We start from the raw sequence: 11,795 nt of genomic DNA on the forward strand, positions 1-11,795 counted from the left end.
ATAAATGTAACTCTCAGGTGTCCCTGTATAAAATAAACAACACTCTTGAACTTCTGTTTCCTAAGGTATCTAAATCTGTACCGCCAATTGGAGTGTGTCGTTTTTTTATTCAGGGATGTCAGGACTTAGGGTTCCTGATTTTTATTTTCCTGGGTTGTTAATAAATCATCAACTTGCTTTTGCAGTTGTTCCAGTTTTTCCCGGGTACGAGCAAGTACTTTACATTGGACATCAAACTCGTCACGGGTAATTAAATCCATGCGAGTGAAGGTTGCCTGTAAAACTTCTTTAAATTTTTGTTGAATGTCGTTTTCAATATTCTGTAGACTGCTAGGCAGAGTGGCAAAAAGCATTTGAGCCAATTCGTCGAATTGTTTTGTGTTGAACATAGTTGCTCCGTGTTTATTATTGTTAACAGTCTAACAAAACTGCTACTCAAGAACTACACCCGAACCGTCGAGTTTGAAAGAACTTATTAAATTTCACATACTGCATTGGAATAATTATGAAAATGATTACCGCAATCATCAAGCCCTTCAAGCTGGATGATGTACATGAGGCATTAATAGAAATAGGTGTACCAGGAATAACCATTTCTGAAACTCGAGGATTTGGTCGTCAAAAAGGACACACCGAATTGTATCGAGGGGCTGAATATGTAGTCGATTTTCTCCCAAAAATTAAAATTGAATTGGCCGTTCCAGAGAATATGGTCGAAGTAGCAATTGAAGCGATATGTAAATCTGCCTATACAGGAAAAATAGGGGACGGTAAAATTTTTGTTTATGAGCTGCAACAGGTGGTGCGGATTAGAACGGGTGAAGTCGGTCGCGACGCCCTTTGAATGCGTTGTATTTGGCGCATCTTAACAGAAAAGCCCCATAAAAAAATGCTCATGTACCTGATGTACACTGCGCTTTTTTTATGGGGCTTTTCTGTTAACCTGCACTCAAATCCAACGCATTCAACGTTTTCAACATTTGGAAGTAGCCTGGTTTTTAGCGGTGTGTCTGGGATTTAGGGATTTCGCCAGTATATGGTTTTTTGAGTCACTACTGCATCGAGAGGGATATCCCAGGGTTCAGGAATCAGAAAATCCACTTTCTGAAATTGATAGGCTACTCCTATGAACAGGCAATTTTTTTTATTACTCAATGTTCGATCATAATAACCAGCCCCCATCCCTAATCGTGTACAACGGATGTCAAAGGCTACCAGTGGCATAATGATCAAATCCAGTTCCTCTATGGGAATTGCCAGATCACGGCTGACATCAGGTTCAGGAATGCCGTACCGATTATTTTTAAAAGGGGTATTGGGTGTAGCCGGTAAAAAGGTAAGGGTTGAATTCTCATTCAATACAGGAAAATAGCAGAACTTACCTTGCAACGGAGCACTTTGCCAAATGTTGCTTAAATCAATTTCGCCATTGATTGCAAAATACAAAGCAATACTCTTGGCTTTTCTATAATGCTCAAGAGCTTTAATTCGATTGCAAATCTGATTTGATGATTTTGCTCGATACGGAACAGTAATTTTAGAGCGCACTTGCTTTATAGAGTTACGTAACGCAACTTTTAATTGGTCAGGCATACAATTACTTTTGTTATTTATCTTCACTGATTATTCGTTGTTTATAACGAAAGTTCAAGTACGTGGCACTACATAAATAACCAGTCTATTGGAAAAATTTTATCTGTGATTAAAAAAAAACTGGTCAAAAAAAAAAAAATAGGGTATATAGCCGTCCTGGTATTTTGTTCCACTTAAAAAGTGATTTAACGAATTGATGTTAACTCTCTGAGAGAATGGGTATGACTGACTTATTTGAAGAAGACGAAGAAGAAATAATTGAAGTTGAAGATGATTTTGAAGAGGTTGAAGTAGATACTGAATTTACTGATATACCTGGTAATGGTTTGGATGCTCGCCGACGTTTGGAAAATATGTTGGAAGAAAAGCGATTACGAGATGAGCTTGATGATTTTGTAGATTTTTAAAGATGGGTTTTTGATGCATACCAGGGTGTTAATAGATAAAGGTGATGTTATTCCTGCATTTGGGATTGATGATCGCATCTTTTTGGGTGAGGGATTGTTTGAGACGATTAAGGTAGACAGTTCCAATCCTTGTTTTGCCCCGTTGCATTGGCAAAGGCTGGCTCATTCTGCTGGTCAGTTAGGTATCCCCTTTGATCTTTCTTTGGATGATTGGTGTGAGCATCTCATCCAGCAGATCAGACGTGACAATTTGTATCATGGGGGAATAAAAGCCATTTTAAGTGGCGGTCCTGCTCCGAGAGGATTGGCACAGAGAGGCCAGGTTAGCCAGCTGATTTTTCAAACCTTTAACTACCAAGTGCTTAAGCATCCGATACGCTTAATCAGCACTTCCTGGTTGAGGGATGCGGCAAATCCAATCTACCAATTGAAAACGGTTAATTATCTGGAAGCCATACTGGCACGACGCCAGGCATTAACTCTTGGTGCGGATGATGCGTTATTTTTTAATTTACAGCATTTTGCCACTGAGACTACTTGCGCGAACCTGTTTTTGATAAAGAATAATGAGTTGATTACCCCACCTTTGGAACATGGTGTATTACCCGGTATAACTCGATCACGAATTTTATCGCTGTGCCAGGAGCATGATATTCCCTGTCTTGAACAAGGAATAACCAAAGCCATGATTGAAGAGGCAGATGCCGTTTTTATTTCTAATTCCTTGCAGGGAATCAGAGCCGTTCTTGCTGTTGATCACGTAGTTTTTGAGGTGGCTCATCCTGTAATTGAGCGGTTAATCACCTTGCTTTCTCTTGATGAACTTAATAATACAAAGAAACAAAACAGCTATGCCGGTGAGTAAAATACCACCGTTTCTGTAAAAATGGTTGGGCTGGGCAAGGGCGTCCATTCCTGCATACCCAAAATAGGTGTAAATAATTTCTGCTGGTATCAGAAAAACAAAAGTGGTTACGAGGTAAAGTCGAAATTTAATTCCGGTAATCCCCATGCCGTAGTTAACCAGATTAAATGGCACTATGGGGACTAATCGCAAAAAAGCAACAAATATCCAGCCTTTTTCATCTACTCCGTTGATTAATTTATTCAGCTTTTCCCCTCGTTTTTTTGAAAACCAGTCGTAAGCGAGGTGTCTGGTAATTAGAAAGGCCAAGGCTGCTCCACTGGTTGCCCCTAATAAATTGAATAACAGGCCAAGCAATGGCCCAAATAGAGCGCCACCCGCCAATGTTAACACCATAGTTGGCAATAACATTAAGGTTGCCAGACAGTAAATCAAGATAAACAGGGCTGGCGCCAGCCATCCCAGCTCATCAATCCAGTTAATGATTTCAGGGGAATGCTGTTGAAATGCTATGCCACAAAAAAAGAAGAAGGCAAGGGCCAAAAGGAAACAACTGATTTTAACAGGCTGGATTTTTTTGTAATTCATATCGCTCACTTTATTACAGGTACGATAGAGTCGCAAGTAATCCGAACGATTATTCTACCTGAAGCTATGTTTAGACTTGGATTATAACTATTTAAATTGGTTTCAATCTTGTAAAATGAAATTTGATTTTATAATCCCGGTATTTTTATAGAGATTTGATAATATGGAACATTTGAGTTGGAAAGAAAAGCAAATTCAAAGAGCGAGACGCTGGATTAAATCCGTGCTTGTGACATGGTTTCGCGTTGAGGTAAAGGGGCACTATCAGCCAGCGCCTAATTCAGTGATTATCGCAAACAGAACATCTGTGATTGATGTATTATTGCTTTCAGTTTTTTTACCCGAGCGATTGACTATTGCATTACATCCATTAATGTTCAAAAAGTTATGGGTCAAGTTAGTTTTGCTTTTTGCGGAGGTTATTGTTATCGATCCCGGTAGTGCCAAGGCATCCAGGGTTTTGATTAAAGCAATCCGTTCTGGAAAACGCTGCGTTATTTTTCCACAAGGCTTAATAGGTGAACAAGAAGACAGTCTCAAGGTGTACGATGGACCTGGAGTTGTTTTGCAGAAAGCTGGAGCTGAAGTCATCCCAATTCGCATCGAAGGTGCTGAGCATAGTGTGTTCTCGATTAGCAAGAGTAAACACAGCATTAATATTGCGCCCAAAATTACCCTTCATGTAATGCCTTCACAGGTATTCATCCAACCCCATCATGTTCCAGTAAACCGCCAGGCAGTCAGTTTGCGTTTATTTCGCTTGATTGGTGACTTGGCATTTGCGAACAGTTTTAAGCCGCAAACCTTATTTACCGCATTAATCGAAGGGGTTGCAGTAGGCGTCAAAAATAAGGCTAAAATTGAAGACAGTAACCGCACTCCTTTGACTTATCGACAATTTATTGCTCGTTGTTTTATTTTAGGGAAGCAAATTAAAAAACAAACGGTAGCTGGAGAGCATGTTGGGGTCATGATGCCCACCACCATTGCGGGCATGGTCACTTTTTTTGCTTTACAGGCGTACAGACGAATTCCTGCTATGCTGAATTTCAGCATGGGATTTTATAATTTAATTTCTGCATGTAATACCGCTGGAATTAAATCAATCTATACTTCCCGGCAATTTATTGCCACTGCCAAACTGGAGTCATTAATCGAAGAATTACAGGCCGCAGGTCTGATAATTCGTTATTTGGAAGATTTTAAATCATCCATAAACCTGGCTCATAAAATTTCAGGTCTAGTGAAAGGAATGTTTCCTGCTGTGGCTTATCGTCTCATTGGTGAGGCTATTGCACCAGATCAAACAGGGGTGGTTTTATTTACCTCAGGTTCAGAGGGGGTGCCAAAGGGAGTGGCCTTAAGTCATTCTAATATTTTGGCGAATTGTTGCCAAATGAAGTCACGGGTTGATTTTACTACCCGAGATATCTTCTTTAATGCCCTGCCTATTTTTCATTGTTTTGGGTTAACCGCTGGTAGCATCACTCCATTGATTACCGGGATTCAATGCTTTTTCTATCCATCACCCCTGCATTATAAAGTCATTCCTGGTCTGGTGTATCAAACAGGGGCGACCATTATGTTTGGTACGGATACCTTTTTAACCGGGTATGCGCGTGCCGCTGATCGATATGATTTCAGCAGTGTGCGTTATATTTTTGCTGGTGCTGAGAAAGTGAAGCCAGAAACTATAAGATACTGGTCTGAAACGTTTGGAGTAAAAATTTACGAAGGATATGGCGCAACAGAAGCCTCTCCGGTTATTTCTTTGAATTGTCCATTAGCATCAAGTCCAGGTAGTGTAGGGATGATCTTGCCCTTTATGGAGAGCCGTATTGTACCTGTAGAGGGTATCGCTGTGGGTGGACGCCTGCAACTGCGTGGTCCTAATATTATGCGTGGGTATATGAATGCGGATAAGCCAGGAACAATCATTCCAACTTTTGATGGCTGGCATGATACAGGCGATATCGTCACGATGACAGAAGATCATTTTATAACGATATCCGGTCGTGCGAAACGTTTTGCTAAAATTGCCGGGGAGATGGTTTCCCTAACTGCAGTTGAAGGCATAGCCGCTTCTATTTGGCCTGAATTATTGCATGCAGCGGTTACCAGAAAATGCCCAAGAAAAGGGGAGCAGATCGTGTTATTCAGCGAAGCAGTTCATGCAGATAAAATGAATTTTATTAAAAAAATTCATGAACAAGGACATTCAGAGCTTCTTGTGCCACATACTATATATCCTGGTAGCAAAATACCGATTTTACCCTCTGGTAAAATTGATTATATTTCTTTGGAACACACTATTCAGGAAGAACAGCAACAGCATGAAGAGGAAGTGGTCTAAATGAAAATTATTTTAATTGTCGTTGTGTTCATCGCCCTTGTGGTGGGGGTGATGTATTTATTTCCGCAAATTAATTTCAGGGACATGCCAAAAGGGTTGATTGATGGGCAGTTATCCGAAGCAAAGCCTAATTGGGTAAGCAGTTTCGTTGCCGCAGATGACGCGCATTACATTGCTCCACTTAAAGTTGATACCCTGACACAATTGGCTGAATGCATCAAAAGTAAAGTTCCTGAAGTTAGCATAACTCATTTGGATAAAACTCATTTGATTGCTTACAGGCAAAGCAGAGTATTTCATTTTGTAGACTGGCTTATTATTCGTTCAGATGGCAATGTTGCTTCTAGTGCTACTATGGGACATTCCGATTTTGGTATGAACAGAGACCTTATTGAACACATCAGAAGCGTATGCCGATGAGCATTTAATCTGGTGAACAAATTAGGGGAAGTTGACATTTCATTATGTTCAAGCCTACTTTCCGCGACTTGTTCGCGGAATCTATAGATCTTGCGCAAAACAAGAATATATTGCGCCTATAAAGATTGAATTGGATCCTGCGAACAAGTCGCAGGACGTCGAAACTTGAATTGTCAACAGACCCTGGAGTTTATACTGTATTGAAATTATGATGAATTATGTATTTTGCATTTATCATATGCCTACCAACGGTTTGGAGCCAGTAAATGAAACGAATGGTTTTCTTGTTGCTGTGTTTACTTCCATTTTTTCTCGTTTTATTTTTTCCCAAAAAAACGAGCCCGGTTATTCTTATTGTTGGGGATAGCCTAAGTTATGCTTACGGTATTCGAGCCCAGGACAGCTGGGTCAATTTGCTGAAAGAGCGACTAAAAAACGAAAATTATCATTACGAATTAGTCAATTACAGCATTCCTGGTGATGTGACAGAAAATGGGTTGCATCGACTTCAATGGGCTCTTAATGAATTCAACCCCAAGATTACTATTATCGAAATGGGGGCAAATGATGGGCTTCAACATGTTCCAATACAAATGATTAAGTCGAATTTATTAAAAATGATTGTATTAGCCAAGCAAAAAAACAGTAAGGTGCTTTTATTAGGGATGCGATTACCTGTTGATTACCCATCATCCTATAGAGCAGCCTTTTCGAACTTATATCCTGCTTTGGCAAATCAACAGAATATTGCGCTGGTCCCGGTATTACTCAAATACGTAGATACGAATAAAAATCTAATGCAGGATGATAAACTGCATCCTACTGAGCAAGGGCAATTTATTATACTGGAAACGGTTTGGCGCCAATTAAAAAAATTACTTTAACCGTCGCCCAAGGGATTAAAATTTGAAATTAAGTCCCCCATAGATGTAATTGAGTTTGTATTTATAATTTGTATTAAAGTATATAGTGTTAAAGTTTTGGCTCCCGCCATTTACAATTAAAAACAGATGTGGAGATAATTTCCACTTTGCTTGTATGTAAGCACTGTTTTTTTGCACATCACCCAGGTTATAAGGTATAAGTGCTACGTTATCTACGGCATAAATTCTCTTTCCTAAAAACACGCTCAGTTGTAATTCTTGAGGTACAAAAAAATGACTGGGCATGATGTAGTGAGTTAATGTGATTTCTGTTCCCAGGGTATTGTTTAAGTTTTGGGATCGGGTTGGGTTGGATGAGTGAATGCTGTATAACCTGAAATACAACCAATTCATTTGCTCAAAAAAACTAAAACCAAAAGTAGGGGTTATCTGATTTATTGCCAAATTGTCATTTCGAATGATGCTGGTACCGTATTTGCTGTAAGCGTAACCTACATCCAGATAATAGGTTTTATTGTAATTTAAAAAAGAGACCGTTGGGGCGAGAATATTTGTATTATCGGTTTCATGGGTAGGATCATTGCCCCAAATTTTATAGGAATCCAGCCGTAGTGTTAAAGTGCCAGGAACATAGTCAGGCGTTAGAGGTGCACGAACTGAAAAATACCCAACATCCTGACGCAAAGCTGGAATGTCGTATTGATAGTTCAGATTGAGGTGGGTCTCGCCAAATGTAATGCCCAATCGCTCTAAATATTGAAGATCGATTATAGCTCCCTTAGTATTGAGGTTGTTCCGAATCGGTGAGCCTGGATAGGCCACTGATACCGCTTGAGGGGTAATGTTTGTTGTCCACCTATCGCCCGCCCAGGTGAGGTTGGTTGCAATCAATAAAAATATGCCGGCTATTATTGTTTTTATCATCATGAAGTTACAAGGCAAAACTATCGAGTTTTTAATATTTACATAGTTCCACTCTGTTTACAATCAACTTAAAATGATGTGTTGGAAAATAGACTTAATATGGCCGTGATGCTATATTTACTCTTATTGATTTTTTCATGAGGAAAAAACGCATGAGGCTGATAAAGGAAGGTAACAGGGCCCTGGTATCGGTTCTGTTGGTTGGATTTGTCTTTTTAAATTCGATGTCTTTTGCTGCTTCGGATAACAACCCATGGAAAAAATCGTTTAGTCTGGAGCAAAATAAACACTATCTGGACGCAGCGAAGGTGTTAGAGCCTATGCTGAACACAACACCAAAGAATGAGTTTCTTCTGCTTCGATTGGGTTGGCTTTATTATCTGCAGACGGAATACAACACATCAATATCCTACTATAAAAAAGCTCTTCAACTCAATTCAGATTCCATCGATGCGCGTTTGGGATTAACTTTGCCTCTTTTAGCACAACAACGATGGAAAGAAGCTGCTATTTATGCAAGAGAAGTAATTAAAATTTCCGCATGGGATTATAATGCCAATGTGAGGCTGATGACCTCTGAATCAGCTCTTTTGCAGTGGGAAATTCTTGAACCTCATGCTGCAGAAATGGCCAAACGTTATCCTTCCGATCCAACGGTGTACATTTTCCTGGCCAGAGCCCAAGCTTGGCAAGGAAAGAAAACTCTGGCTATTAAAAATTATCAATTGGTACTGGAGCGATCCCCCGACAATCAAGAGGCGCTTGATTATCTTAAAAAGCATCAGTGACTATCAGGTTGATTCTGTATATCTGAGCTTTATGTGTTAACCATTCGGATTTCAATGTCCCGTGATAAGGGGATTCAGTTTATGAATCCTCTGTATATTCTAAATTTATTTTAAGTAATCAATAAAATAACAAAAATTTCAACTATGCTTTATGTATTGAGGTATTGTTTGGAGCCGTTATGGCAACGTACAGACAAGCTGGAAAAATGACTGAAGTTGACGTTGAAACCAATTATTTTCCCAATCCTGAAGTTCTAAAACGTCTTATTATTACAGAAAGCGGTTTCGTTTTTGATCCTTTGCGAGGTAAAAACTACAGAGTGAACAGTAATGGATTGGCAATAATAAAATTCATCCAGGATGGTTCAAATCTTGCGCAGATTATTGAAAAATTAAGTGAGGAGTATCACGTGAGCAGGGAAGTGATAGAACATGATGTTCAAGAATTTTTTACTAATTTACAGCAACAAATTAAATGAAAACAAAGAATCAATTCACCGTGGCAATCACAGGCATGAATGCTCTACCCGAAAACCCAGCGCCAGGAATTTCTGTTGCATCCTGTCTTCGTAAGTCTTTTGGCGATAGGGTTCGTATTGTTGGCTTGGGCTACGATGCTTTTGATGTGGGTTTATATGCTGAAGACCTATGCGATGCTGCGTATTTGTTGCCTTATCCTAGATTTGGATCAGAGGCTTTGTTTTTGCGCATGCTTGATATTAAGAAAGAGGAACAGATAGATGCCCTGATACCTTGTCTTGATTCAGAGTTATCTGGAGTTATCGGGCTTTCCGAGCGATTGCTAGGCATGGGTATTCATACTTTTTTACCAACACGTGATCAATTGAATCGTTGTCATAAAGATCGGCTGCCTGAACTCGCCAGTAAAATCAATATTCCTTATCCTGAAGTAAAGGCTCTTTATACACCTGACTTTTTTAATTTTTGTAATTATGAAGGATGGACTTATCCTTTAATAGTTAAAGGCCCTTTTTATGATGCAAGAAAAGTATTCTCTCCGTACGAGGCTACAGAAGCATTTAATGATATGGTTAAGGACTGGGGTTATCCCATTTTGGCTCAACGTTACATCCAGGGCGAGGAATGTAATCTTAGTGCTATTGGTGATGGTCAGGGTGCAATGATCGGTGGTGTTATCATTAAGAAAGTTGCATTAACCAGTAAAAATAAAGCTTGTGTTGGTGTGACGATTTATGATGAGGCAGTGTTTCAATTCGCCGAGAACATTATCAAAGAGTTGAAATGGAAGGGGCCATTTGAATTAGAGTTAATGTGTGACCCAGAGGGGCATTATCATCTTATCGAGATTAATCCTCGTTTTCCTGCCTGGATTTCGATATCCGAAAAATCAGGCCAAAATTTGCCCGCACGATTAATCGAAATGACTTTGGGGTTAGAGTATCGCTCCAAGTTTGATGAACCTGAAACGGGCACTTATTTTATTCGCTATTCTAACGAGCAAATGGTCAGTTTGAGTCAAATCGAGAAAATGATTGCTTATGGTGCTTCTGTTGTCGATATTAAGGAATAAATATGGGCAAACAAAAAAAAATATGGTCTAAACCTGCTATCATCATGCAGCAGGCTGGAGGCGTGAATAAGTTTAATGGATATCGGGATGAATTTTGTCAGAGTCATATCGATGGAATCCCCGTGTTGCCTCTTCTTGATCAATATCATTCTCCCTTATTTATATTATCTGAAAAAAAAATATGAGAAAATATACGCCACCTTACACGCGTATTTCGTGCACTTTGGCCGGAAATGATACATGCCTGGCCTTACAAAACCAATTACTTGTCCGCTGTGTGTCACATAGCGCATCAGGAAGGTTCCTGGGCAGAAGTCGTCTCTGATTTTGAGTACGCCAAAGCAAAACAGTCAGGCGTTCCAGGTTCTCGCATTATTTTGAATGGTCCTTATAAATCTCAAAAGCTTCTAAAGGAAGCGATAAAAGATAATGCGTTTATCAATATCGATCATTTTGATGAATTACTGATGATTGAACAAATTGCCAAAGATATGTCTGAAGTTGTTCAAGTCGGAATAAGACTGAATTTTAACAATGGGTATACAGAGCCATGGAGCCGTTTTGGTTTTAATATTGAAAACGGTGAGGCGATGAGGGCGGTGCTTCGTATTGGAGGAAGCAAGCATCTTGAGTTAACCGGATTACACAGCCACATAGGAACATTTATTCTCGATACACGAGCCTATGCCGAGCAAGTGCGCATTATGTGTGCTTTTATGAACGCTGCAGAGCGGGAGATAGATTGCAGGATTAGTGTGTTGGATATAGGAGGCGGATTTGCCTCGTTTAATGCTTTAAGAGGGATCTATTTATCTCCTGAACAAATTGTTCCTCAAATCGAGCAATACGCTCAAGCCATTACAAACAGCTTGAGGGCTGCGACTGCTCACCGTGAGGCAGAAGGAAAACCCTTGCCAATGTTAATACTGGAAACAGGAAGAGCGGTTATTGATGATGCAGAGTGTTTGATTACTCGTGTAGTTGGTAATAAACGACTGCCTGATGGACGTCGTGGCTGTATACTTGATTCGGGAGTCAATCTGTTGTTTACCGCATTTTGGTATAACCATATGGTTAAGCCTTTAAGACCATTGGATGGTATCTCTGAAGATACTGTTTTATATGGTTCTTTATGTATGAATCTCGACGTCATTCACAGCTCGATTTTTCTGCCACCGCTCAACGTTGGTGAGCCATTAATGATCACGAATACTGGTGCTTATAATAACACTCAATGGATGCAATTTATTCAATATCGACCTAACATCATTATGATTATGGAGCAGGGGAATGTTGAAGTTATTAGAGAGGCTGAACACTTGGAAACACTACAGTCATTGGAACATGTTCCTTTAGCTTTAAGAGAGCTAGAGATAAAGAAGAAGCCAGGGACTATTGACGAGTAGTGTTAAATTTTAATG

15 protein-coding genes are annotated in these 11,795 nt (G+C 39.7%); 11 read left to right on the forward strand and 4 right to left on the reverse strand.

Annotated elements, in window-relative coordinates; translation table 11 throughout:
- Nucleotides 1-125: 125 nt before the first annotated feature.
- Complete coding sequence (locus tag G543_RS0105900; protein WP_028383723.1) at nucleotides 126-389, reverse strand: accessory factor UbiK family protein; 264 nt, start codon at nucleotides 387-389, stop codon at nucleotides 126-128.
- Nucleotides 390-505: 116 nt separating this feature from the next.
- Between G543_RS0105900 and G543_RS0105905 the strand changes: the two genes are divergently transcribed.
- On the forward strand, nucleotides 506-844 hold the full coding sequence (locus tag G543_RS0105905) for a P-II family nitrogen regulator (protein ID WP_028383724.1): 339 nt from the start codon (nucleotides 506-508) through the stop codon (nucleotides 842-844).
- Nucleotides 845-1,017: 173 nt separating this feature from the next.
- On the opposite strand, the gene G543_RS0105910 is transcribed toward G543_RS0105905, so the two are convergent.
- Entirely contained in the window at nucleotides 1,018-1,593 is a 576-nt protein-coding gene (locus G543_RS0105910; protein ID WP_028383725.1) for a 5-formyltetrahydrofolate cyclo-ligase, read from the reverse strand.
- Nucleotides 1,594-1,814: 221 nt separating this feature from the next.
- Between G543_RS0105910 and G543_RS0105915 the strand changes: the two genes are divergently transcribed.
- Both G543_RS0105915 and G543_RS17170 read left to right on the forward strand, forming a co-directional pair.
- Nucleotides 1,815-2,000, forward strand: a complete 186-nt coding sequence (locus G543_RS0105915) for a PA3496 family putative envelope integrity protein (RefSeq protein WP_028383726.1) — start codon at nucleotides 1,815-1,817, stop codon at nucleotides 1,998-2,000.
- A 13-nt stretch (nucleotides 2,001-2,013) separates the two neighbouring features.
- Nucleotides 2,014-2,865 carry an aminotransferase class IV gene (locus tag G543_RS17170; RefSeq protein ID WP_081675628.1) on the forward strand — a complete coding sequence of 284 codons (852 nt, stop codon included), beginning with the start codon at nucleotides 2,014-2,016 and terminating at the stop codon, nucleotides 2,863-2,865.
- Here the strand turns inward: G543_RS17170 and G543_RS0105925 are convergent.
- Entirely contained in the window at nucleotides 2,797-3,453 is a 657-nt protein-coding gene (locus tag G543_RS0105925) for a TVP38/TMEM64 family protein (protein WP_035921551.1), read from the reverse strand. The two genes, G543_RS17170 and G543_RS0105925, sit on opposite strands and share 69 nt — an antisense overlap.
- 163 nt (nucleotides 3,454-3,616) lie before the next feature.
- Between G543_RS0105925 and G543_RS0105930 the strand changes: the two genes are divergently transcribed.
- The 3 genes from G543_RS0105930 to G543_RS0105940 all read left to right on the forward strand — a co-directional run bounded on the left by G543_RS0105930 (nucleotide 3,617) and on the right by G543_RS0105940 (nucleotide 7,110).
- On the forward strand, nucleotides 3,617-5,806 hold the full coding sequence (locus G543_RS0105930) for an AMP-binding protein (RefSeq protein WP_028383728.1): 2,190 nt from the start codon (nucleotides 3,617-3,619) through the stop codon (nucleotides 5,804-5,806).
- The gene (locus tag G543_RS0105935; RefSeq protein WP_028383729.1) at nucleotides 5,807-6,226 is read left to right on the forward strand and encodes a DUF1499 domain-containing protein; all 420 of its coding nucleotides are present in this window, start codon (nucleotides 5,807-5,809) and stop codon (nucleotides 6,224-6,226) included.
- A gap of 266 nt (nucleotides 6,227-6,492) precedes the next feature.
- Nucleotides 6,493-7,110: an arylesterase gene (locus tag G543_RS0105940; RefSeq protein WP_051190598.1), complete on the forward strand. Its 618-nt coding sequence runs from the start codon at nucleotides 6,493-6,495 to the stop codon at nucleotides 7,108-7,110.
- A 15-nt stretch (nucleotides 7,111-7,125) separates the two neighbouring features.
- On the opposite strand, the gene G543_RS17175 is transcribed toward G543_RS0105940, so the two are convergent.
- Nucleotides 7,126-8,037, reverse strand: a complete 912-nt coding sequence (locus G543_RS17175; protein ID WP_051190599.1) for a hypothetical protein — start codon at nucleotides 8,035-8,037, stop codon at nucleotides 7,126-7,128.
- Between the two features lie 149 nt (nucleotides 8,038-8,186).
- Here G543_RS17175 and G543_RS0105950 point away from each other — a divergent pair, with 149 nt between their 5' ends.
- The 5 genes from G543_RS0105950 to G543_RS17190 all read left to right on the forward strand — a co-directional run bounded on the left by G543_RS0105950 (nucleotide 8,187) and on the right by G543_RS17190 (nucleotide 11,780).
- Complete coding sequence (locus G543_RS0105950) at nucleotides 8,187-8,822, forward strand: tetratricopeptide repeat protein (protein ID WP_028383731.1); 636 nt, start codon at nucleotides 8,187-8,189, stop codon at nucleotides 8,820-8,822.
- 179 nt (nucleotides 8,823-9,001) lie between these two features.
- Nucleotides 9,002-9,301 carry a PqqD family protein gene (locus tag G543_RS17180; RefSeq protein ID WP_035921553.1) on the forward strand — a complete coding sequence of 100 codons (300 nt, stop codon included), beginning with the start codon at nucleotides 9,002-9,004 and terminating at the stop codon, nucleotides 9,299-9,301.
- On the forward strand, nucleotides 9,298-10,374 hold the full coding sequence (locus G543_RS17185; RefSeq protein ID WP_035921555.1) for an ATP-grasp domain-containing protein: 1,077 nt from the start codon (nucleotides 9,298-9,300) through the stop codon (nucleotides 10,372-10,374). The genes G543_RS17180 and G543_RS17185 overlap by 4 nt, the downstream gene beginning before the upstream one ends.
- Nucleotides 10,375-10,376: 2 nt before the next feature.
- Complete coding sequence (locus tag G543_RS19220; RefSeq protein WP_202972353.1) at nucleotides 10,377-10,559, forward strand: hypothetical protein; 183 nt, start codon at nucleotides 10,377-10,379, stop codon at nucleotides 10,557-10,559.
- A gap of 6 nt (nucleotides 10,560-10,565) precedes the next feature.
- Nucleotides 10,566-11,780: an alanine racemase gene (locus G543_RS17190; protein ID WP_274519373.1), complete on the forward strand. Its 1,215-nt coding sequence runs from the start codon at nucleotides 10,566-10,568 to the stop codon at nucleotides 11,778-11,780.
- The last annotated feature ends 15 nt before the right edge of the window (nucleotides 11,781-11,795 follow it).

Source organism: Legionella moravica DSM 19234, assembly GCF_000423305.1.
GTDB classification, from domain to species: domain Bacteria; phylum Pseudomonadota; class Gammaproteobacteria; order Legionellales; family Legionellaceae; genus Legionella; species Legionella moravica.